Source organism: Tsukamurella sp. TY48 (genome assembly GCF_019656655.1).
GTDB lineage: Bacteria > Actinomycetota > Actinomycetes > Mycobacteriales > Mycobacteriaceae > Tsukamurella > Tsukamurella strandjordii.
Window position 1 is genome coordinate 174,975 of sequence record NZ_BPMV01000001.1, and the last position, 22,847, is coordinate 197,821.

Consider the following 22,847-nt stretch of genomic DNA (forward strand, 5'->3'; position numbering starts at 1 on the left):
TCACAGGACGAGTACCGCGACCACGGTGGCCGGGACCGCGAGGACGAGGCCCTCGGCGGCGAACCTGCGGGCGGAGACGTGCACACCCGCCCGTGCGCAGCGCTGCCGCCACAGGAGCGTGGCCAGCGATGCCCACAGTGTGACGATCGGAGCGACACCCACGCCGATCAGGAGCGCCATCAGCCGCACCGGCTCCCCTGTCGCTGCCGGCTCCAGCGCCAGGTACGCGGGCAGGTTGTTGACGGTGTTGGCGCCGAGGGCGCCCGTTCCGGCGAGCCGCAGCAGGTCCGACGGTGCGGTGCCCGTGCCCGCAACGTGGCGCAGCACGTCCTCCAGGCCGACAGCGAGGGCGAGCTGCACCGCGGCGAACACCGCGGCCAGGATCACCACCATGCGCCAGGGCACTTCGATGCGGCGGAGGCGATCCGGCGCCCGCACCGCGAGGGCTACCAGGAGGATCACGGCTGCGGCCACGGCGGCGTAGGCCGGTGGCACGCCGAGCGCGAAGGCCGGGCCGAGCGCGAGGCAGACGAGCGCCGCGGTCCGGAACAGGACCGGGTCCGCGGGAGCAGCGAACTCGGGGATCGCGTACCGGCCCCGCAGATCCCGCCGATGCAGCAGCCAGAGGACCGCCACGGTCACGGCGATCGCCGCGAGCGCGGGACGCCAGGACAGCGCCAGATAGGCGTGCACTCCTCCGGGCAGGTGGTAGACGGCGAGCAGGTTGGTGAGGTTCGACACCGGGAGCAGTAGAGACGCCGTGTTCGCCAGCCACACGGTGGTCATCGCGAAGGGCAGCGGCGCGATGTCCAGTCGCTTCGCCATCGCGAGCGCCACAGGGGTCAGGAGCACCGCCGTGGTGTCGAGGCTGAGGGTGATGGTGGCCAGGCACGCCGCAGCGACCACCCACAGCCACATCAGCGCGACCCTCCCCCGCCCCAGCCGGGCGGCCAGCGTTCCCGCGGCCTCGAAGACACCTGCGGTCTCGGCGATCTCGGCGACCACGGTGATCGCCAGCAGGAACACCAGGACGGGCGCGACCTGCGCCACGACGTCGGAGACGTTCACGCGCCGTCGTCGACGCGCAGCGCGTCGAGCACCGTGCGGGCCGTGGTGAGCCCGATCCCGGGAACCTCGGTGATCTCCTCCAGGCTCGCGGTCCGGAGCTTGGCCACGGAACCGAAGTGCCGGATCAGCGCCGTCTTGCGGGTGTCGCCCAGCCCGGGGATCGAATCCAGTGCGCTGCTGGTCATCCGCTTCGACCGCTTGCTGCGATGGAAGGAGATCGCGAATCGGTGGGCCTCGTCGCGCACCCGCTGCAGCAGGAACAGCGCGTCGGAGCTGCGGGGCAGGATCACCGGATCGTCGTCGCCGGGTACCCACACCTCTTCGAGCCGCTTCGCGAGACCGACCACGGCGACATCGGTCACGCCCAGTTCGTCGAGAACGGCCTGGGCGGCGGCGGCCTGCGGCGGCCCACCGTCGACCACGTAGAGGTTCGGCGGATACGCGAAGCGCCGCGGGCGGCCGGTCTGCGGGTCGATCGCGGCTTCCGGAGCCAGGTCGCCACCGTTGTCCGCGGCGGCAGTACCGCCCCCGCTGTCTGCAGCGAGGCCGCCTTCGTTGCCACCGGCGGCGAGATCGCTGCCCGTGTCGGAGGCGGCGACATCGGCTGCGTGCTGGTGCACGTCGGCGCGGTGCCGGAGGAACCGGCGGCGGGTGACCTCGGCGATCGAGGCCACGTCGTCGCTGTGACCGTCGCCCGCGGCCTCCTTGATCGAGTAGTGCCGGTAGTCGGACTTCTTCGCCAGGCCGTCCTCGAAGACCACGAGCGAAGCGACCACATCGGAGCCCTGGATGTGGCTGATGTCCACACACTCGATGCGCAGCGGTGCCTCGTCCAGATCGAGCGCGTCCTGCAGGCCCTGCAGCGCCGCGGACCGCGCGGTCAGATCGCCGGACCGCTTGAGCTTGTGCTGGTGCAGTGCCTCGGCGGCGTTGCGCTCCACCGTCTCCATCAGGGTGCGCTTATCGCCGCGCTGCGGGATGCGCAGGGAGACACGCGATCCGCGCAGCTCGGTGAGGAGCTCCTGCACCTCGTCGGCGTCGTCCGGCAGGACCGGCACCAGGACCTCGCGCGGGACGGGGTTGACCGCACCGTCGCCCGATTGCTTCGCCCGGTCGGCCTCCTCGCCGTAGAACTGGGCCAGGAACTGTTCGACGAGTTCGGCGTTCTCGTTGCCCTCCGCATCGCCCGGCTTCTCGACCACCCAGCCGCGCTGGCCGCGCACGCGCCCGCCGCGCACGTGGAAGATCTGCACGGCGGCTTCGAGATCGTCGGTGGCGAAGGCGATGACATCGGCGTCGGTACCGTCGCCGAGCACCACGGCCTGCTTCTCGACGGCCTTGCGGAGCGCGGAGACGTCGTCACGAAGGCGGGCGGCGCGCTCGAAGTCGAGGTCCTCCGAGGCGGCCAACATGTCGTTCTCGAGCTGTTTGATGAGGTTGTCGGTCTTCCCGGCGAGGAAGTCGCAGAAGTCCTCGACGATCTGCCGGTGCTCGGCGGCGGTGACGCGGCCGACGCACGGCGCGGAGCACTTGTCGATGTAGCCGAGGAGGCAGGGGCGGCCCATCTGATTGTGCCGCCTGAAGACCCCCGCCGAGCAGGTGCGGGCCGGGAAGACCCGCAACAACAGGTCGAGGGTCTCGCGGATGGCCCAGGCGTGGCTGTACGGCCCGAAGTAGCGCACGCCCTTCTTCCGCGGACCGCGGTAGACGGACAGGCGCGGGTATTCCTCGTTGAGGGTGACCGCGAGCATCGGGTAGGTCTTGTCGTCCCGGTAGCGGACGTTGAACTGGGGGTCGAACTCCTTGATCCAGTTGTATTCGAGTTGGAGGGCCTCGACCTCGGTGCTCACCACGGTCCACTCGACCGAGGCCGCGGTGGTCACCATCTGATAGGTGCGCGGGTGCAGGCCGTAGACATCGGCGAAGTACGAGTTGAGGCGGCTGCGCAAGGACTTGGCCTTGCCCACGTAGATCACGCGGCCGTGCTTGTCCCGGAACTTGTACACACCGGGCTGGGTGGGGATCGTCCCCGGTGCGGGACGGTAACTCTGCGGGTCGGCCACCCGTCCAGCGTAGGACGGGTGGCCGACAGTTTCGGTCGCGGGCGGGTCAGCCGACGGGAATCCAGGCCGGTCCGAGCCAGAATCCCCAGTGGTTCTTCTTCGCATCCCAGATCGGCGTGCGCCAGGCGCTCTGGTGGAAGACGGGGCCGGGCCGCCAGTTCGGGTTGCCGCCGTTGTTCTGCGGCATAGCCCGCGCCGGGACCTGGCCGGGCCTCGGCTGGGCCGCGGCGTTCGCTGCGGGCTTACCGGGTTGGGTGACGCCCACGCCCGGTTGACTGGGCGCGGCGGATGCCATGCCAGCGGCGACGGAGCCGGCGCCGCCGATCACCGTGACGCCGAGGAGGGTGGAACCGATCATCTTCTTCATCGTGGTCATGGGACTCAGCCTGTCCGGCGCTGCTGGACACAGGCCCCGGGCGACCTGAGGATCGGCTGGACGCGTCAGTCGGTGAGCACGTCGAGGTCGCCGTCGGCGTGCTGGGCGCGCAGCACCTTCTTGTCGAACTTGCCCACCGAGGTCTTGGGAACTTCCGTGATGAACGACCAGTTGTCCGGGATCTGCCACTTGGCGAACTTGCCGGCGAGGTGCTCGCGGAGCTCGGCCACCGTCACCGTCGCGCCCGGTTGGAGGACGACGGCCACGAGGGGACGTTCGTCCCACTTGGGGTCGGGCACACCGATCGCGACGGCCTCGAGCACGGACGGGTGCGCCATCACCTCGTTCTCCAGCTCGACGGAGCTGATCCATTCGCCGCCGGACTTGATCACGTCCTTCGAGCGGTCCACCAGGGTCACGTAGCCGTCGGCGGAGAGCTTGCCGATGTCGCCGGTGCGGAGCCAGCCGTTCTCGAACTTCTCGGGTCCCACGGGATCGGCGCCCTCGGGGCTGTAGTACCGGCCCGTGACCCAGGGGCCGCGCACCTGGACCTCGCCGAGCGACTCACCGTCGTTCGGGACCGGTTCGCCGAGCTCGTCGACGAGGCGGCCCTCGACACCGGGAAGGAAGCGGCCCTGCGTGTTCCGGTACTTCCAGGCGTCGTCGCCGGTGACGCCCACGGGCGGCCAGGCGATCGAGGCGAGCGGCGAGGTCTCGGTCATGCCCCACGCCTGCACCATCTGCACGCCGTAGGTGTCCTGGAGTTCCTTCGCCAGGCTGAGCGGCACCGCGGAACCGCCGCAGGCGATGTGGCGAAGGTGGCTAATGTCCTGCGGGTGCGAGGCGAGGTGGTTGACGATGCCGATCCACACCGCGGGCACCGCCGCGGAGATGGTGGGCTTCTCCTCGGCGAGTAGGCGCGCCATCGGCTCGGGTTGCAGGTACCGGTCGGGCAGGATCAGCGAGGCGCCGGACATGAGCGCACCGAAGGGCGTTCCCCAGCTCATGGCGTGGAACATCGGCACGATGGGCAGCACGGTGTCGGTGGCACCCATACCGAGTCCGTAGGTGGCGCACACCGTGGTGGAGTGCAGCCAGATGCTGCGGTGGCTGTACATGACGCCCTTGGGGTCCCCGGTGGTGCCGGAGGTGTAACAGGCTGCGGCGGCGGCGCGTTCGTCGATGTCCGGCCAGTCGTAGCTATCGGCCTGGGCGGCGAGCAGGTCGCGGTAGGCGTGCACCTGGACACCCGCCGGAGCCTCGATCGCGCCGGTGTCTCCGTCGACCACGATGATGTGCTCGATCGTGGCCATACCGCCGAGTGCGGTGTTGAGCTGCGGGATCAGGCTGCCGTCGGTGATGATCACCCGGTCTTCCGCGTGGTTGGCGATGTAGGTGATCTGATTCGGGAACAACCGGATGTTCACGGTGTGCAGCACCGCGCCCATGGCGGGGATCGCGACGTAGGCGGTCATGTGCTCGTTGTTGTTCCATTGGAAGGTGCCCACCCGGTCGCCCGGCCGCACGCCGAGGGCGGCCAGCGCGTTCGCGAGCCGCGCCGCCTCCCGGCCGAGCTCGCCGAAGCTCATCCGGGTGGTCTTCTCCGGGGTCCAGGTGGCCACCTCGGAGGTGTCCGCGTACCAGGTGGTGGCGTGTCTGAGCAGCGTCGCCAGCGACAGCTGCTCGTCTTGCATGGTGGACATCAGGGGCAGGATCCGCTCGGCCATGCGACATGCGTACCGCATGCCCGACGGTCCGCGGCCCGGTTTCGCTCAGCTCGCCGAATGCGCCCCCGGATCGGAGGTCTCGTCTGTCGTCGGCGTGACGGTTTGCTTGATGTGTTCGAGGATGTCGACGATGCCGGCAACCTGGCCTTGCTCCGGGAATGTCAGGTCAGGTCCGGAAGTGGGACCATCGCTGTAGGGATCTTCCCATAACCGCTCAGGTTCGACGATGCCGTTCGCGGACAGCTCGTCGATGATCATGTTGACGAATCGAACCTGTTCCACCGAGAAGGCGGTTTCGTCGAGGAATTCCCCGAATGCCTCGATGGCGGCGCCACGATCCAAGCCGACCAGGGATCGGATGAATAAGGCGAGGCCGCCAGTGCGGTCCTTGATCCACGCGAGGTCGTCATCGCTGCTCCCGGACTCGATCAACATGGATTCGAGGGCGTCGAGGTCTGCCGGGGTCAGTTGCTTGTTGCGGCGCAGCCGCTGCAACGCGACATTGTCCGCGTGCTCGCGGAGATACGCGGAAGTCTTGGCTTTGAACCGCTCGAAGTCGGTTCCGGGGGTGGTGCCGGGAAGGTCGATGATCTTGCCAACGACGCCCTCGTCTTGAAAGGACGTGTACATCGGGTCGTGCTTGGACGGCTCGATCAGTCGAGCGAGCGAGCGGAGTCGAACCCTCGCGTGCTCCAGCATTGCGACGGTCACATCGACCCACCATTCGTCGCCCGCGACCGCTTCGATGAGTTCTGCCTGCTCCTGCACCACCGGAATGTTCAGTTTGCTGAGCAGAGTCGCCGCGATCGATTGCACCGCCTCGCGCACACGGTCTGCCTTCGTCGCATCGTGTTCGAGTTGTGCGAGCTGGCCACGCAACATGAGCAGGTCGAAGCGCTTGGCCTTCTCGTCCGTGTCGATGGCGGAAGAGGGCAGCCCGGCGAGTTGAAGCACGTCTTCGACGACCTGCGGCGTGAGTTCGTTCCACGATTGCCTGTCGGAGTAGGGTCTGCTGAAGGTTTCGTTGTCACTTCAGCTCAGTGATTGTTAGGCCGCGTTGGCGGCTGTGTAGATCATCTCAAATTCGATGGGTGTGAGCTTGCCGAGTGTGCGTTGTCGCCGGCGGCGGTGGTAGGTCCGTTCGATCCAGACGACGATTGCCGTCCGCAGTTCCTGGCGGGTGGTCCACTGCTGGCGGTCGAGGACGTTCTTCTGCAGCAGCGAGAAGAACGATTCCATCGCTGCGTTGTCCCCGGCGGAGCCGACCCTGCCCATCGAACCGCTGAGCTGAAACCTGTTGAGCTGCTCGGTGAACCGGCGTGATCGGAACTGGCTACCTCGATCCGAGTGCACTACGCATCCGGCAACCGCGGCAGGGCCACCGCGCCGGGTCACGGCGCTGTTGATGGCGTTGACCGCGATGCGGGTCTTCATCCGTTCGTCGATCGAGTATCCGACGATCCGATTCGCATAGACGTCTTTGACCGCGCACAGATACAACTTGCCCTCGCGGGTGTGGTGCTCTGTGATATCAGTGAGCCACAAACGGTTCGGGGCCTCAGCGGAGAACTCGCGTTCTACCAGGTCGTCATGGACCGGCGGTCCGGGACGTTTGCCGCTGCCGCGCCGGCGGCTGTGCGCGGAGAACAGACCAGCTTGTGAGCACAGCCGCCACACTCGCCGCTCCGACACACTGTGACCGGCAGCGACGAGTTCGTCGGCGATGAACCGATACCCGAACTCCGGATCATCACGATGGACATCGACCGCAGCATTAGTCACCACCGCATCATCGACATCACGGTCACAGACTGGAACAGCGCTCCAGGCATAGAAGGCTTGGCGGGAGAACTTCAGAACCCGGCAGGTCACCGCGACGGCAATCCCGTCAGCGGCCAGCTCGCGGACCAGCGGGAACATCATTTTGGGGACGAACCGAGCTTCAGATTCGCCTGCGACAAATCACGCCGCCGCCCGCCGAAGGACTTCATTCTCCTGCTCCAACAGCCGGATCCGCCGCCGCGCTTCCCGCAGCTCCTTCGCCTCGTCCCGGCTCACACCGGGACGAACACCGTCATCGACATCGTCTTGCCGCAGCCACCGCCGCAAACACGACTCCGCGATCCCGAAATCCTCCGCTACCTGTTTGAGCGAGACCTGCCCCGACCTGGCCACGCGGACCACATCAGCACGGAACTCCTCTGGATACGCCTTCGGCATGGTCGATCATCCTTCCAGCAACAGTCCGCAGACCGCTACAGATCAGGTGACAACTAGACCTTCAGCAGACCCGTACTTCTCCACGCTCCTTCTGTGGGGGCGCACCAGGAAGTTCGCGTCACTCATTCCCGCCACGAACTCGTGGACAGCATCCACGGTCGCACGCTTGACCTCGGGGGCACGATCTTTGAGCGCGACCGCCAGTCCAACCCGCGCCTCGAACAACCTCTGGGACAACCCCTTCTGTGTCGAGCCCTCGCTACCAGGAAGGTCTTCGCTGAAGTATTCGAGGTTGCCGCAGAAGTCGAACACGAAGAAGTTCTTCTTGTGATCGCCAGGCGCGAAGAGGTCGGGACGCAGGCGGGTGCCGCGGCCGATCATCTGCCAGAATTTCGTCTTTGAGCGAACCGACTTGAAGAACACCAGGTTCAGGACTTCCGGCACATCGATGCCGGTGTCGAGCATATCGACGGAGATCGCGATGTGCGGCACCTTGTTCGGTATTGAGAAATCGTCGATCAAAGATTGCGCATAGGGCGAACCGTGAGTGATCACGCGAGCGAAATGCCCTGCATAGTGCGGCCATTGGAGATCGAACCGACGTTGAATGAAGTCCGCGTGAGCCTGGTTCTTGGCGAAGATGATAGTTTTACCAATTCGGTCACCGCCAGCCACCTTGTAGCCGTCCGTCATGAGCGTAGCCAGCACCTTGTCGACGGTGTCCTCATTGAACAGGAAGCGGTTGATCGCTTCAGCGTCTACCTCGTCGGGTGATTCGTCGTCACCCCAGTCCAGGGCATCCCACTGCTCCTTCTCCTCGTCCGTGAGGTCGTCGTACCGGATCCCGTGGCGTAGAAATTTGGTGCCGACAGATACACCGATCGGCGGGACGAGGTACGTGTCTTTCACCGCTTGCTCGAGCGAATAGGCATCAGTGGGGACGCCATCCTCAAGGTGGAACAGCCGGTAGGTGTTGTGGTCCACCTCGCCCTTGGGTGTGGCGGTCAACCCGACCAGGAGGCCGTCGAACCAATCGAATATCGCTCCGTATTTGGCATAGACCGAGCGGTGCGCCTCGTCGATCACGATCAGGTCGAAAAATCCCGGACCGAAACGCCGGCCGGTCGCTTCGTCGACGTTGTTGATCAGATTCATCATCGTGGGGTACGTCGACACGTACACCCGACCGTCCGCCGACCGCTCGGTCACTAGATTCACCGTTGTCGCATCCGGCAGGTGTTCCTTGAAGGCATCCGCCGCCTGCTTGACCAGCGCCGTGCGGTCAGCGAGAAACAGAACCCTTCGCACCCAGTTGGCGCGCATCAGTTGATCCACGAGCGCGATCACGGTACGGGTCTTGCCGGATCCGGTGGCCATCACGAGGAGCGCGTCGCGATTCTTTCGCGTGAAGGCGTCGTCGACGGCGCGAATCGCGCGTTTCTGGTAGTACCGATTGACAATGTCGCCGTCAATATCAACAGTACTCAATGCCTTGCGGCTCGCGCGACGATGCACGAGGAGAGCGAGTTCCTCCGCGGTGTAGAAGCCCTGGATCTCGCGTGGCGGGTATCCGGCCGCGTCGTCCCAGATCCAGTGGTCGTAGCCGTTGGAATAGAACATCACCGGCCGCGTACCGAACTCGGCTTCGAGTGAGTCTGCGTACAGCTTGGCCTGTTGCTGGCCGATCTCCGCCGACTTCTTCGTACGTTTAGCCTCGATCAGTCCGAGCGGCCGTCCGTCGTCACCCCAGAGGACGTAGTCGACGAATCCGTTTCCGGATTCGTTGGGCATTCCCGTAACCGCGCGCTCAAGTGTGACCGCTGCGGGACCTGGCGCTTCGGCTATCGTCCATCCCGCTTCGCGGAGCATGAGGTCGATGAGTCGGTCACGGGTTTCGGCTTCGTCGTAGTCGTGATCGTCCTTGGCTGCGTTGGCCGCCTGCGCGGCCGCGACCTGCTGACGGAACTGGACGAGTTCGGCTTCCAACGCCTCGTTCTGCTCCCGCGCTTTCGCCAGGGCTGCGTCTTGCGCCTCAAATTTCTTGGCGAGCGCCTCAATCTCAGCGTGTGAAATAGGCGCGGCCTTCGCTGCGAGCGCTGGGTCGAACTGCCGGTTGAGTGGCGTTGCCTCGGGGTGGCGCGAATTGTGGAAGCTGGCCCACACGACGACATGGAACAGTTCGCGCAGCACGGTGAGCGAATCATCTGGCCGCACGGGTCGCGTCTCGTGGACGGCCTTGTTGCCGAGTTGCCTAATGAGATTCATCTTCTGGACGATGGGTGGCGGAACCACGGCCTTGAAGCCTGCGCTGTTGGTGTGCGCCGCCAGGTCAGACTTATAGGGCGCCGGTAGGTCGAGCAGGTCGTAGAGATAGTGGACGAGCTCCTCGACTGCTCGTCGCCCGTAGAAGCAGGCCGCCCTCGGATCTGATGTCAGATACGACTCCGCTTTGGCGCAGTCACGATGCACAGACGGCAGCGTCGTGTGCACGAAGTCGAAGTTCCCCATCCTGGCCTCCATCCAGACTTGTGAGGGAACTTACCAACGATGTCCGATGGACGCCGCCAACTCGCAGTCAGGCCGCCTGATCCGGAGCAGTCGACCGGTACGTGCGCCCACCCGGCGTGCGAGTCTCGACGGCGTGCCGACCGCTCGTGTCCGGGACAGTTGTGGCCGACCAGCCGTCGGCCTCCTTGGCGTAATTGCAGGCCGCACACAGGCCTTGACCGTTGTCGAGGTTCGTCTCCCCGCCTGCCGCGTGGGGGCGAATGTGGTCGATGTGGGCGATCGGTGCGTCGCAGTACGGGGTGCGGCAGTACCGGTCGCGCGCAGCAATCACGTCTGCCAGCCCCGCCGGGAAGGCCCGGCTTTTCGAGTCCATCCCTACGACCGCACCTGTCTCGGGCGCAACAAAGAGGCGCTTCACCCAAGCCGCTCCAGCGCCGGTAGCTTTGCCGACAATCGTCCTAGCAGTCTCAGCTGGGATGATGCCGCCGCCGTCGAGATGTACCGTTCCCGGCGCGCCACGGAGCAGCACCGAAGCCGGCATCGTCAGCCGGACGGTGACCGCCGGTCCATCCGCAGCGCTTCGGCCGGTGAGGCGTTCGAACGCCAGGTCGGCCATGATCTGCGCGTGCGTGCGCACTTCGCCGGCAATGCCGACCAGTGCGTCCGCGGCCCTCTTCACCGCCGCGTACGCACCGACAGCCTTCGCGACCGGCATAAACAGCGACAACCGCCCCATCGCGTCCGGAGCCGGCCGAACAGTGACGCGGCGATCCTTCTCCGCCTTCGCGATCCGCTCGACTGTGGCCCGCGGGTCGAGCTGATACGCGGCCTGCTTCACCGCGTCTCGGACACGATTGAGTCCTAGCCCCGACAGCGTGGCCGGGGAGGCGCACAGCTGGCCATCCGCCTGTTGTCGGAGCGTCGGATCCAGGTGCGCAAGTTCGCATACCAGGATCTCCACTGCCTCCGGCGAGATCTCTCCGGCCTGAAGCCGGGATAGTGCGTGAGGCATGTTTCTATGAAGCTCTCTCGCTCTCGACAAGACCCCCGCCGCCCGGTTCGGCGACATCCGGAGAGCCAAACCGAGTTCGCTCGCGATACCGAGTTCCCACCGATCCTGCGTGAGCCCCTTCGCGATCCGCTCACACACCCTGATTCGCAGCAACTCCGCCGCCAGCGCGTACTGCTCGTACACCAAACGGCATCGAGCCACCTCCGCGGCACGTAGCCGCTCGATCACATCAGCCGATTCTCCAGAGGGTTTCGACTCAACCCCTGCGACACTATCGCTCATACTTTCGATAGTAGGTGTGGCCACTGACAAGTTCCGGGTGTCTGGCGACTACTCGAAGAAGTCCTCGTCAACCTCCACGACGTGCAACGTCTGCTTGATCTGCACGCCTACGCCGTAGCGAATCATCAGGTCCGAGAGCCTAGAACCGTCAATGAGGATGATGCGCGTCGGAACCACCTCGGCGTACTCCACAGCCCCTCGCGAGAACCGCCCGGTGGTGATGAATACGCCAGCACCGGCGCCATGATCCATATCACGTCGGCATCGCCATCAGAGTTCACCCCGAAACGCGCGCGCCCGAAGCGATGCGACCAGCGACTGGGCCAAACCTTCACGCAATTCAGCAGACTTGCGCAGTTCGTTCACAGCGTGCATTCGACTCGAAAAATCCTCCAGGTCTCGGCGAGCGACGAGCGGAATTCGAGTGGCAGCGAGTTGTTTAACATTCAACGTCGGCTGCGCAACAGTTCTGAGTTCAGACTTCCAATACCGCTGCACGTCTTGAGACCGAAGTGCCGCCGCCACAAAACTCCGCAGATTCGAATCTGCTATTGGTACCCTGCTAATCGCACGAGCCACATTGCTACCAACATCTGCCGCCTCAACAAGCGCCACTTGCCCAATACTACCAACACAGCTAACGAGGATCTCGTGTCCGCGAAGCCTCGATCTCTTGTGCGAAGCCTCGATCGCTCCAGATACGCGCTTCAATTTGTCACGCCTGACCACTCCACCGCTAAGATCAGCAACCCGAATCATAGGAACACCACCCGCGACGTCCTCGCCCGGCTGAACTATTCCATAGTTGATTCGATCCTCATCATCCACCAGTTCTGACAGCGATGCTGATGCCTCGACACCAACGACAGCCGCGCGATACATCGATCCTTCAACTAGGTCAATAGTGCCGCGGAGTCGACGCATCTGAGTAAGAATCGCGGTTGCGTGGTCGAGGATTGCGGCGATGCGGCGCTGCTCATCGAGCACCGGCAACAGCACAGGAAAATCGAGAAACTCATCCTCCCCGATTCGCTGACGGTTAGTTGCCCCCCTGCTACGCGCCCGGATTTGCGCCTCAAGCTGACCCGACTGAAAGAAGAACTCTAAGTAACGCGGATCGACCTTCTGTTCGCGGATATTGAACACCGGAAAATCCTTACTTACCACGGCGCCATCCAGTCGTTCAGGCACAACAGCGAACGCACCATTCCGCGCGTCAATACGGGAGTAGACGAACTGCCCCGCTGATACGCGGTATCCAGTGAATACGACGGGCGTCTTGCCGTCTTTTATCACGCGTTCTATCGCGCCACCGCAGTTCATCCTTACCGTCACGAATTTCTCGCGCTCAGGGTGGTGTATTCGCTCGGGGATGCCTGCAAACTCAAGGATGTCACCGAGCCGATTCACGAGAGCATCACCTTCAGGTCGGCCAGCCCGCCCACGATCTCGCCTTCTAACTGCTCGATTTCGGCGATAATCTCCAGCGGCGGTCGATACTCGACCTCTTCGTACTCGATCTCCTTGTAGCGGTTGATCGACAGGTCATACCCCTGGGCGACGATCTCGTCCTTCGGCACAGTGAACGACTTTTCGGTGCGCGCCCGCTGACGCTCCGCGCCGCCGCGCTCCTTCCAGCGCTCGCGGACGTCGGGGAGGTCGTTGGCGTCCACAGGGTTTCGCTTGTCATCGAGCGAGAAGCCGTCGGACTGGACGTCGTAGAACCAGACCTCGTCGGTACCGCCCGACTCGGTCTTCGTGAACAGCAGGATCGCCGTCGACACGCCGGCGTAGGGTTTGAACACTCCCGACGGGAGTTTGACCACACCATCGAGCTTCTGGTCCTCGACAAGTACCCTGCGCAACTCCTTGTGCGCCTTCGTCGAACCGAACAGCACACCGTCGGGCACGATGACCGCCGCCCGGCCGCCGGTCTTGAGTAGCTTGAGGAAGAGCGCGAGGAACAGCAGCTCCGTCTTCTTCGTCTTCACCGTCCGCTGGAGGTCTTTGGATGTCGCCTCGTAGTCGAGTGAACCCGCGAACGGCGGGTTCGCGAGAATCAGGGTGTACTTCTCGGCGTCACCGCTCGCCCCCTCGGAGAGGGAATCGCGGTAGCGGATGTCCGGCTCCTCGACGCCATGCAGCAGCATGTTCATCGAACCGATCCGAAGCATCGTGCTGTCGAAGTCGTAACCGTGGAACATCGAGCGGTGGAACAGTTTTCGCTGTTCCGAATCCTTCAGCGCCTCAGGGTGGGTCGCGCGGATATACTCACTCGCAGAAACGAGGAAGCCTGCCGTGCCACACGCAGGATCACAGATCGCGTCACCCGGCTTCGGCGCCATGAGATCCACCATCAGCTCGATGATGTGACGAGGCGTACGGAACTGGCCGTTCGTACCAGCGGTGGCGATCTTTGAGAGCATGTATTCGTACAGGTCACCGTTGGTGTCCCGCTTCTCCATCGGAATGTCGTCAAGCATATCGACGACCCTCGCCAGCAGCGCTGGCGTCGGAATGGTGAAGCGTGCGTCCTTCATATGCTCGGAGTAGGTGGAACCATCGCCGCCCATGGCCTGCAGGAAGGGGAACACCTCCTGGCTGACGACCGCATACATCTCGGCCGGCGACCCGAGCTTGCGGAAGTAGGACCAACGCAGATGCTGCTGCTCCGGCATGAAGATCGGTTCCACGATCCCCGTCTTCAGGGTCTCTGCCTGGAACTCCTTGGACTTCTGGATCTCGTCGAGCCTGCGGATGAACAGGAGATACGTGATCTGCTCGATCACCTCGATTGGATTACTGATCCCCCCGGACCAGAAGGCGTCCCAGACGCGGTCGATCTTGCTCTTCAGCTCACCCGTAATCACGCGACTCACCTTAGTAGCGGGGCCTCAGTCGTTCGCGCCAACTGGTCCTCCATACACTGACCGACATCGTCATCACAGCCGTGCGGCTCCCTCGAAGTGCCGTGTGGTCTCAGAATCACCTCAGCCACGGGACCGGCGGCGCTGCGGGCCGAAGTCTCGGTACATTTGCAGTAGGTACAAGGAGGGGGTTGCGATGGCGGAGACGGTTCCACAGGAAATCGCCGCCCGCGTCACGTCGGCGGCGGACGCGGTGATGGTCGGTCGCGAGCTGGCACAGGTCGCGGCGCGCGATGCATCGTCCTACCTCGACGGCATCCGCCCCGCAGCGGTCGACGACGCCTACCGGCGCTACACCGCCACCAACAACCCGGCCTACCTGGCATCGTTCCAGCGCAGCGCGATGAATCCGCCGAACCGCCGGACCGGACTCTGGGTCACCCTGATCGTCGCCGTCTTCATCATGGGTGGTGTCGTCACCGCGTCGGCGGCCGGTGCCTTCCTCTTCCTGCTGCTGGCCTGCGCGGGTGTGGTCGGATTCAACATCTGGCGCAGTGCGCAGCAAAAGCATCGGCTCGAGGAGCGCGAACGGGCCCGTCTGGCGGCGAACCCGTGGCCCTTCCAGGCCGACCGCGTGCCGGCGTACAACCCGGGAGCGGAACCGGGGAACACCCGGGTCGAGACCCGGCTGCTGGGGCTGGCGGTGCTGCTCACCGAGGAGATCCGTCGCTCCCCCGCGTGGAACAACCCGATCCTCGACCAGCACCGGGTGCGCATCAATCTCGACGCCACGCTGCAGGACATCAGCCACCGCGCCTACCGGGTGTGGAAGCTGCGCACCGACACACCGCGACCGTCGGGCGAATCCACCGTGACCCCGGTCCTCGCGGAACACCTCGACGAGTACACGACCGCCGCCCGGATGGCCGAGAACGCGTTGCGCGACCACGTGGCCGCGCTCGCCGAGTACCTGGGTGAGCTGCGCCCCGTCGAACGGCTCCTGCACGATCTGCAGCTGCTCGACCGGACCAACACCAGCGCGCACCGCGAGCTGCTCGATCAGCTGTACCGCGATGCCGTCGGCAACGAGGCCGATGCGCGCCGATTCCAGCAGCACGCCAACGAACTCCGCGATCTGCAGGCGAGCCTGGACACCCAGTTCCACTTCCTCCGGGAACAGGTCGCACGCACCAACCTGCTCCGCTGAGCACACGCCGACCGCCGGTTCGTGATTTCATCTTCCGATGACCACGACCCCCGGTTACAAACACGACACCAGGTTCTTCGGGCACCCCTGGCCCCTGGTGAACCTGTTCAGCGTCGAGATGTGGGAGCGCTTCTCGTTCTACGGGATGCAGGCGATCCTGGCGTACTACCTCTACTACTCGGCCGGCGACGGCGGCCTCGGCTACGACCAGGGCACCGCGCTCGGCATCGTGGGTGCCTACAGCGGTTTCGTCTACCTCTCCACGATCGCCGGCGCGTGGGTCTCGGATCGCCTGCTCGGCGCCGAGCGCACGCTGTTCTACTCGGCGATCCTGGTGATGGCCGGCCACATCGCGCTGGCGGTGCTCCCCGGCTCGTCCGGTGTGATCGTCGGCCTGGTGTGCGTGGCCATCGGCTCCGGTGGCGTGAAGGGCAATGCCACCAAGGTGGTCGGCGACCTCTACGAGCCCGGCGACACCCGCCGCGACGCCGGCTTCTCCGTCTATTACATGGGCGTCAACCTGGGTGCCTTCATCGGGCCGCTGCTCACCGGCTATCTGCAGGACACGGCGGGCTTCCACTGGGGCTTCGGCCTGGCCGCGGTCGGTATGGCGCTCGGCCTCGGGCAGTACGCGCTCACCCGCACGATGCTCCCCCGGATCAGCCGCATCGTGCCGAACCCCGCTTCCACCAGGGACATCCAGTTGGTGGCGGGTGTCCTCGTCGCCGCGATCGTCCTGGTCGCGGTCCTCATCGCCACCGGTGTGATCCGGGCCGACAACCTCGTCGACGCGGTGATCATCGCCGTTGCCGTCATCTCGATCGGCTACTTCGCCTTCCTGCTCCGCAGCAGCCGGGTCACCCCGGACGAGCGCAACGGGGTGCTCGCCTTCATCCCGCTGTTCCTGTCCCAGGTGGCGTTCTGGGCGCTGTTCCAGCAGCTGTTCTCCTTCGTCGCGGTGTACGCCGACGACCGCCTGAACCGGAACATCCTGGGCTGGGAGTTCCCCGCCTCGTGGATCCAGTCCGTCGACCCGGTGTACGTGCTGCTCTTCGCGCCGGTCTTCGCAGCGCTGTGGACCAAGCTCGGTTCGAACCAGCCCAGCACGCCGATCAAGTTCGCGATCGGCACCGTCGGGATCGGCGTCGCCTTCCTGGCCTTCCTGCTGATGCCGCCCGGTGCGAACACCGTGCCGCTGATCGGGCTGCTCGGCATCATGCTGATCTTCGCGCTGTCCGAGCTGTGCATCTCACCGGTGGGATTGAGCGTGTCCACCAAGCTGGCGCCGCACGCCTTCCCCGCCCAGATGGTGGCGCTGAACTTCCTGTCGATCAGCCTCGGCTCCGCCCTCGCCGGCCGGCTGGCCACGTTCTACGACGAGACCAACGAGGCGCCCTACTTCATCGTCCTGGGCGGCGTCGCGATCGCCATCGGCCTGGGCGTGGTGGCCCTGACGCCGCTGATCAAGCGCCTCGCGCCCGCCGTGGCCTGACCGCACCGTCGGGGCGCTGAGAACCTCGCCGATTCGCCCGGACCGACCCCGTCCGGGCGGGTACGTTCGGGTCAGACGACCTGAACGAGGCGAGGAGCGCAGGTGCCTTCGGACGAATACGACTACATCGTGGTGGGAGCGGGCAGCGCGGGGGCCGTGATGGCCGCGCGGCTCACCGAGGATCCCGGTACGAGCGTGCTACTCCTGGAGGCCGGCGGGGAGGCGGATGCGGACGAGATCCAGATCCCGCTGGCCTTCGCCTCGCTGTTCAAGACGAAGTGGGACTGGAACTACACCACCACCCCGCAGAAGCACCTCGACGACCGGACGACCTACTGGCCCCGGATGAAGGCGCTCGGTGGGTGCTCGTCCATGAACGCGATGATCTACATCCGGGGCAACCACGGCGATTACGACGCCTGGGCGAACGAGTACGGCGCCACCGGATGGTCGTACGACGAGGTGCTGCCGTACTTCACCAAGGCCGAGGGCAACACCAGCCTCGGCGATCGATACCACGGGACGACGGGGCCGCTCAACGTCGAGGACCGGGTGTACACCCATCCGCTGGTGCACGACTGGGTGGACAGCGCGGCGGCCTTCGGCATGGAGCGCAACGGCGACTTCAACGGTGCCGGCCAGGACGGCGCCGGCCTGTACCAGGTCACCTGCAAGGGCGGGCGGCGCTGGTCCACCGATAAGGCCTACATCGAGCCCGCCCGGACGCGGCCGAATCTCACTGTGGCGCTGGGTGCCACGGCGCGGCGCATCGACTTCGACGGTGACCGGGCCACCGGGATCACCTTCGCCCAGGGGGGCGGCGAGCATTCCGCGCGGGCCCGCAAGGAGGTCATCCTGTCGGGCGGTGCGGTGAATACGCCGCAGCTGCTGATGCTCTCGGGTATCGGCCCGGCCGAGCACCTCGCCGAACACGGCATCGACGTGCGGGTCGCATCCCCCGGCGTGGGCGATAACCTGCACGATCACCCGATCGTCCCGGTGATCTTCGATACCCACGGCAGCACCGACCTGATGGAGGCGCAGACGCTCGGAAACCTGGTGCGCTGGAAGGTGCGCGGCACGGGACCGCTTGCGTCCAACGCGGGTGAGGCGGGCGGATTCTTCCGCTCCCGCGACGATCTGGACCTGCCCGATCTGCAGTACCACGTGATGGCATCGGGCTTCTACGACAACATGCTGCACGAACCCACCGAGCGCGGATTCGTCTGCGGTCCGACGCTGGTGAACGTGGCCAGCCGCGGGCGGCTGCGGCTGCGGTCGAAGAATCCGGACTGGCACCCGTCGATCGAGCCGAACTACTTCGAGGCCCCGGAAGATCTGGAGGCGATGCTCGTGGGCACGCGCTCCGCCTTCGAACTGTGCCGGCAGGGACCACTCGCCCGGCACCTCGGCAAGCCCTGGCACCTCCCCGAATCCCCCACCGAGGACGACTATCTCGCACACATCAGGCAGTACGCGCAGACGCTGTTCCACCCCGTCGGCACCTGCGCCATGGGCTCCGGCGAGGACTCCGTGGTCGACCCGCAGCTGCGGGTGCGCGGCACCGAGGGACTGCGTGTGGTCGATGCCTCGGTGATGCCGATGATCACCCGCGGCAATACGAACGCCCCCACCATCATGATCGCCGAGAAGGCGGCCGACGAGATCAGGAAGTCAGCATGACCGCAGCAGAGACCAAGACCTTCGATTCCCTCAACCCACGCACCGGCGACGTGGTGGCGAGTTACCCCGTCCACTCCCCCGATCACGTGCATGCGGTGGTCGCCCGCGCCCGGGAACAGGCCGACTGGTGGCAGGAGCTGGGTTTCGAGGGCCGCAAGCACCAGCTCAACAAGTGGAAGGGCGTGATCACCCGCCGGATCAACCAGCTCGCCCAGATCGTCCACGACGAGACCGGTAAGCCGCACGGCGACGCGCTGCTGGAGGCCGCCCTCGGCATCGATCACCTGGGCTACGCCGCCTCGCACGCCAAGAAGGTCCTCGGCCCCAAGCGGGTGTCGTCGGGCCTGGTGATGGCGAACCAAGCGGCGACGGTGCGCTACCACCCGCTCGGTGTGGTCGGCGTGATCGGACCGTGGAACTACCCCGTCTTCACCCCGATGGGCTCGATCGCCTACGCGCTGGCCGCGGGCAACGCCGTCGTCTTCAAGCCCTCCGAGTACACCCCCGGTGTCGGGGTGTGGCTCGCCCGCACCTTCGAGGAGGCCGTGGGCCGTCCGGTCCTGCAGACCGTGACCGGCTTCGGCGAGACCGGCAACGCGCTGTGCACCTCGGGCGTGAACAAGCTGGCCTTCACCGGTTCCACGAACACCGGCAAGAAGGTCATGGCCGCGTGCGCCGAGACCCTCACGCCCGTGGTCATCGAGGCCGGCGGCAAGGACGCCTTCCTGGTGGACCGGGACGCCGATCTCGACGCCGCGGCCGACGCCGCGGCGTGGGGCGCCTTCGCCAACGCCGGCCAGACCTGCGTGGGTGTCGAACGCGTCTACGTGCACAAGGACGTCTACGACCCGTTCCTGGAGAAGCTGGTCGCGAAGGCCCGCGAGGTCACGGCGAACGCCTCGGAGGACTCCAAGATCGGCCCGATCACGATGCCGAGCCAGCTGCCGATCATCAAATCGCACATCGACGACGCTCTGGCCCGCGGTGGCCGCGCGCTCGTCGGTGGCGCGGACGCGGTCGGCGAGCGGTTCGTGCAGCCGACGGTGCTCGTGGACGTCCCGGAGGATTCCCTCGCCGTGACCGAGGAGACCTTCGGCCCCACGGTGACGGTCGCCAAGGTCGACACCATGGACGAGGCCGTCGAGAAGGCGAACGCCACCCGCTACGGCCTGGCCGCGACGGTCTTCTCCAAGGCCCGCGGCATGGAGTTGGCCGACAGGATCCGCTCGGGCATGGCGTCGGTGAACGGCATCATCACCTTCGCCGGCGTGCCGAACCTGCCCTTCGGCGGCGTCGGCGACTCGGGGTTCGGCCGCATCCACGGCGCCGACGGCCTCCGCGAGTTCAGCTACGCCAAGGGCATCGCGCGCAAGCGCTTCACGCCTCTGCTCAACCTGACCAGCTTCGCGCGCACGAAGGCGCAGGAGGGGCAGCTCGCGCAGATCGTGACGCTGCTGCACGGCCGGCAGGGCACGATCGAGAAGAAGTAGGTCAGCGGCCCTTGTAGTGATCGACGAGTTCGCGGGCGCGGGCGCTCGACTGCACCGCGTACTCGCCGTCACGGGCCTGGATCGCCCAGATGGCGACGAACTCGTCCTGCGGCAGCTCGACGCGGGCGAACGCCGACCCCGGCGGGAAGCTGATGCCCTGCACCACGTCCCACGGGTAGGTGTTGTCGTTGAGCAGGTTCCGCACGGACACCCCGTCGGGACCGATCCGCAGCCGCGGCCGCGTGAACAGCAACGCGCCTCCGGCCAGGATGAGGCCGATCAGCGCCATGCCCACCTTGTCGTCGGGCCGGAACAGCGGCCCCGTGTCCCCGCCCGTGGTGAGCAGCAGACCGACGGTGCCGTGCCCGATGATCAGCACGATCGCGATCGTCCAGGCGTACACCTTGATCTTGCGGGGGCGCGCCTCGAACGTGGGCTGCGTGGTCGCGTCGGTCATCACGCGTCCGATTCTACGGAATCGGGCTACGCGGACCGCAGCCTGCGCAGGGTGAGGGCGGTGTCGAGGGCCGCGGAGGCGGCCTGTTCGCCCTTGTCCTCGGCCGAATCGGGCAGGCCCGCGCGGTCGAGGGCCTCGGCCTCGGTGTTCGTGGTGAGCACGCCGTTGCCCACGGGCACGCCGGCGTCGAGCGAGACCCGCAGCAGGCCCGCGGTGAGCGCGTCGCAGACGTACTCGAAGTGCGGGGTACCGCCCCTGATGACCACGCCGAGCGCCACCACGGCGTCGTGGGTCTTGGTCAGCTCCTGCGCCACGACGGGCAGCTCGACGGCCCCGGCCACCCGCTCCACGGTGATCTGCCGGACGCCCGCGGCCTCGGCGGTGCGCCGGGCACCGGCGAGCAGGGCCTCGCACACGGTGTCGTGCCAGCGCGAGGCGACGATCGCGAGCTTGAGGTCCTGCGCACCGTCGAGGGTGATGTCCGGGATGCCAGCGCCGCTCACGCGGTACCTCCCTGGTGATCGAAGTGGTCGAGGTCGCGCATGTCGTGACCCATCCGGTCACGCTTGGTGCGCAGGTAGTGGATGTTCTCCGCGTTCGCCCGCAACGGCATGGGGACCCGCTCGGTGATCTGCAGGCCGTAGCCGTCCAGCCCCACCCGCTTGGCCGGGTTGTTGGTCAGCAGCCGCATCGAGGTGATGCCGAGATCCACGAGGATCTGTGCGCCCAGCCCGTAGTCGCGAGCGTCCGCGGGCAGCCCGAGCTGCAGGTTCGCGTCCACGGTGTCGGCGCCGCCGTCCTGCAGCTGGTAGGCCTGCAGCTTGTGCATCAGGCCGATGCCGCGGCCCTCGTGGCCGCGCATGTACAGCACCACGCCGCGACCCTCCTGCGCCACCATCTCCATCGCGGCGTCCAGCTGCGGTCCGCAGTCGCAGCGCAGCGAGCCGAAGACGTCGCCGGTCAGGCACTCGCTGTGCACGCGCACCAGCACATCGGCGCCGCCGTCGGAGGTGATGTCGCCCTTGACCAGCGCGACGTGCTCGACGTCGTCGTGGATCGAGGTGTAGCCAACGGCCTGGAAGTCGCCGTGCGCCGTCGGGATCCGGGCGGACGCCACCTGCACGACGTGCTTCTCGTGCTTGCGCCGCCACGCGATGAGATCGGCGATCGAGATCAGGGCGAGGTCGTGCTCGTCGGCGAACACCCGCAGCTCGTCGGTCTGCGCCATGCCGCCCGGGTCCTTCTCCGAGACGATCTCGCAGATGACGCCGGCGGGGGCGAGCCCGGCCATCGTGGCCAGGTCGACGGCGGCCTCGGTGTGGCCGGGGCGGCGCAGCACGCCGCCCTCCTTGGCGCGCAAGGGCACCACGTGGCCGGGGCGGGTGAAGTCGTCGACCGTGGAGCTCGGGTCGGCCAGCTTGAGCATGGTGGTGGCGCGATCGGCCGCCGAGATGCCGGTGCCCACGCCCGCCTTGGCGTCCACGGTCACGGTGTAGGCGGTGCCGTGCTTGTCCTGGTTGGTGGCGTACATCGGCGGCAGGCCGAGCTTGTCGCAGGTGGCGCCGTCGAGCGGCACGCAGAGGTAGCCCGAGGTGTAGCGCACCATGAAGGCCACCAGCTCGGGCGTCGCCTTCTCAGCGGCGAAGATGAGGTCGCCCTCGTTCTCGCGGTCCTCGTCGTCGACCACGACGACCGCCTTGCCCGCGGCGATGTCGGCGATGGCGCGTTCGATGGAATCCAACCTGGCCATGGTTACTTCTCCTCCTTGAGCGTCACGAGACGCTCGACGTACTTCGCGACGATGTCCACTTCGAGGTTGACGACGGTGCCCGGTTCGGCCCCGCCGAGGTTGGTGAGGTCCAGCGTGGTGGGGATCAGGGAGACCTCGAACCAGTGCTGCGCGTCGTCGCCGGGCACGCCCCGGCCGAGCGCGGAGACGGTGAGCGAGACGCCGTCGATGGTGATGGAGCCCTTCTCGACCACGTACCGCGCCAGGGACGTGGGCAGCGCGAGGCGCACCACGGTCCAGTGCTCGGACGGGGAGAGGCTGATCACGTGGCCGGTGCCGTCGACGTGGCCCTGCACGATGTGGCCGCCGAGCCGCGAGTTCACGGCGGCGGCGCGTTCGAGGTTTACCCGGTCGCCGGGGCCCAGCTTGCTCAGCGAGCTGCGGCGCAGCGATTCCTCCATGACATCGGCGGTGAACGCACCGTCGGCCACCGTGACCACGGTGAGGCACACGCCGTTGACGGCGATCGAATCGCCGTGTTTGGCGTCGGAGGTCACGAGGTCGCCACGCACCGTGAATCGGGCTGCGTCGGGGAGGTCGTCGCGGGCGGTGATCACGCCCAGTTCTTCGACGATGCCGGTGAACATCCGCCGCTCCTGCCACTTC

General features: G+C 66.3%; 18 protein-coding genes and 1 pseudogene. 4 read left to right on the forward strand and 15 right to left on the reverse strand.

The window, feature by feature from the left end; genetic code table 11:
• From TTY48_RS00875 to TTY48_RS00925, 11 genes and pseudogenes are all read right to left on the reverse strand, one after another.
• A complete protein-coding gene (locus TTY48_RS00875; protein WP_220655714.1) occupies positions 1-1,068 on the reverse strand; it encodes an SLC13 family permease in 1,068 nt (355 codons plus the stop codon).
• Complete coding sequence (gene uvrC / locus TTY48_RS00880; RefSeq protein ID WP_220655715.1) at positions 1,065-3,131, reverse strand: excinuclease ABC subunit UvrC; 2,067 nt, start codon at positions 3,129-3,131, stop codon at positions 1,065-1,067. The genes TTY48_RS00875 and uvrC overlap by 4 nt, the downstream gene beginning before the upstream one ends.
• A gap of 46 nt (positions 3,132-3,177) precedes the next feature.
• Positions 3,178-3,507: a hypothetical protein gene (locus TTY48_RS00885; protein ID WP_220655716.1), complete on the reverse strand. Its 330-nt coding sequence runs from the start codon at positions 3,505-3,507 to the stop codon at positions 3,178-3,180.
• A gap of 65 nt (positions 3,508-3,572) precedes the next feature.
• Positions 3,573-5,213 (reverse strand): long-chain fatty acid--CoA ligase, encoded by a 1,641-nt coding sequence (locus tag TTY48_RS00890; protein ID WP_220658397.1) that lies wholly within the window; start codon positions 5,211-5,213, stop codon positions 3,573-3,575.
• 66 nt (positions 5,214-5,279) lie between these two features.
• Positions 5,280-6,188, reverse strand: coding sequence for a type I restriction-modification enzyme R subunit C-terminal domain-containing protein (locus tag TTY48_RS00895; protein WP_220655717.1), 909 nt, complete (start codon positions 6,186-6,188; stop codon positions 5,280-5,282).
• A gap of 93 nt (positions 6,189-6,281) precedes the next feature.
• Positions 6,282-7,454 (reverse strand): annotated as a pseudogene (locus TTY48_RS00900) (IS3 family transposase).
• Between the two features lie 42 nt (positions 7,455-7,496).
• Entirely contained in the window at positions 7,497-9,962 is a 2,466-nt protein-coding gene (locus TTY48_RS00905) for a DEAD/DEAH box helicase family protein (RefSeq protein WP_220655718.1), read from the reverse strand.
• Between the two features lie 67 nt (positions 9,963-10,029).
• The gene (locus tag TTY48_RS00910; protein ID WP_220655719.1) at positions 10,030-11,256 is read right to left on the reverse strand and encodes an HNH endonuclease signature motif containing protein; all 1,227 of its coding nucleotides are present in this window, start codon (positions 11,254-11,256) and stop codon (positions 10,030-10,032) included.
• Between the two features lie 48 nt (positions 11,257-11,304).
• A complete protein-coding gene (locus tag TTY48_RS00915; RefSeq protein ID WP_220655720.1) occupies positions 11,305-11,508 on the reverse strand; it encodes a restriction endonuclease in 204 nt (67 codons plus the stop codon).
• Positions 11,509-11,526: 18 nt separating this feature from the next.
• Positions 11,527-12,666: a restriction endonuclease subunit S gene (locus TTY48_RS00920; RefSeq protein WP_220655721.1), complete on the reverse strand. Its 1,140-nt coding sequence runs from the start codon at positions 12,664-12,666 to the stop codon at positions 11,527-11,529.
• Positions 12,663-14,126 (reverse strand): class I SAM-dependent DNA methyltransferase, encoded by a 1,464-nt coding sequence (locus TTY48_RS00925; protein ID WP_220655722.1) that lies wholly within the window; start codon positions 14,124-14,126, stop codon positions 12,663-12,665. Before TTY48_RS00925 ends, TTY48_RS00920 begins: the two co-directional genes overlap by 4 nt.
• Positions 14,127-14,319: 193 nt before the next feature.
• Between TTY48_RS00925 and TTY48_RS00930 the strand changes: the two genes are divergently transcribed.
• The 4 genes from TTY48_RS00930 to TTY48_RS00945 all read left to right on the forward strand — a co-directional run bounded on the left by TTY48_RS00930 (position 14,320) and on the right by TTY48_RS00945 (position 19,995).
• Positions 14,320-15,330, forward strand: a complete 1,011-nt coding sequence (locus tag TTY48_RS00930) for a hypothetical protein (protein ID WP_220655723.1) — start codon at positions 14,320-14,322, stop codon at positions 15,328-15,330.
• 37 nt (positions 15,331-15,367) lie between these two features.
• A complete protein-coding gene (locus tag TTY48_RS00935; RefSeq protein WP_220655724.1) occupies positions 15,368-16,822 on the forward strand; it encodes a peptide MFS transporter in 1,455 nt (484 codons plus the stop codon).
• 102 nt (positions 16,823-16,924) lie between these two features.
• Positions 16,925-18,505 carry a GMC family oxidoreductase gene (locus tag TTY48_RS00940; protein WP_220655725.1) on the forward strand — a complete coding sequence of 527 codons (1,581 nt, stop codon included), beginning with the start codon at positions 16,925-16,927 and terminating at the stop codon, positions 18,503-18,505.
• The gene (locus tag TTY48_RS00945) at positions 18,502-19,995 is read left to right on the forward strand and encodes an aldehyde dehydrogenase family protein (RefSeq protein WP_220655726.1); all 1,494 of its coding nucleotides are present in this window, start codon (positions 18,502-18,504) and stop codon (positions 19,993-19,995) included. Before TTY48_RS00940 ends, TTY48_RS00945 begins: the two co-directional genes overlap by 4 nt.
• 1 nt (position 19,996) lies before the next feature.
• On the opposite strand, the gene TTY48_RS00950 is transcribed toward TTY48_RS00945, so the two are convergent.
• The 4 genes from TTY48_RS00950 to TTY48_RS00965 are packed head-to-tail and all read right to left on the reverse strand — an operon-like array spanning position 19,997 to position 22,828.
• A complete protein-coding gene (locus tag TTY48_RS00950; protein ID WP_220655727.1) occupies positions 19,997-20,452 on the reverse strand; it encodes a PH domain-containing protein in 456 nt (151 codons plus the stop codon).
• Positions 20,453-20,478: 26 nt separating this feature from the next.
• Positions 20,479-20,955: a 6,7-dimethyl-8-ribityllumazine synthase gene (ribH, locus tag TTY48_RS00955; protein ID WP_220655728.1), complete on the reverse strand. Its 477-nt coding sequence runs from the start codon at positions 20,953-20,955 to the stop codon at positions 20,479-20,481.
• On the reverse strand, positions 20,952-22,202 hold the full coding sequence (locus TTY48_RS00960; RefSeq protein WP_220655729.1) for a bifunctional 3,4-dihydroxy-2-butanone-4-phosphate synthase/GTP cyclohydrolase II: 1,251 nt from the start codon (positions 22,200-22,202) through the stop codon (positions 20,952-20,954). Before TTY48_RS00960 ends, ribH begins: the two co-directional genes overlap by 4 nt.
• A gap of 2 nt (positions 22,203-22,204) precedes the next feature.
• A complete protein-coding gene (locus TTY48_RS00965; RefSeq protein ID WP_220655730.1) occupies positions 22,205-22,828 on the reverse strand; it encodes a riboflavin synthase in 624 nt (207 codons plus the stop codon).
• Between the last annotated feature and the right edge of the window lie 19 nt (positions 22,829-22,847).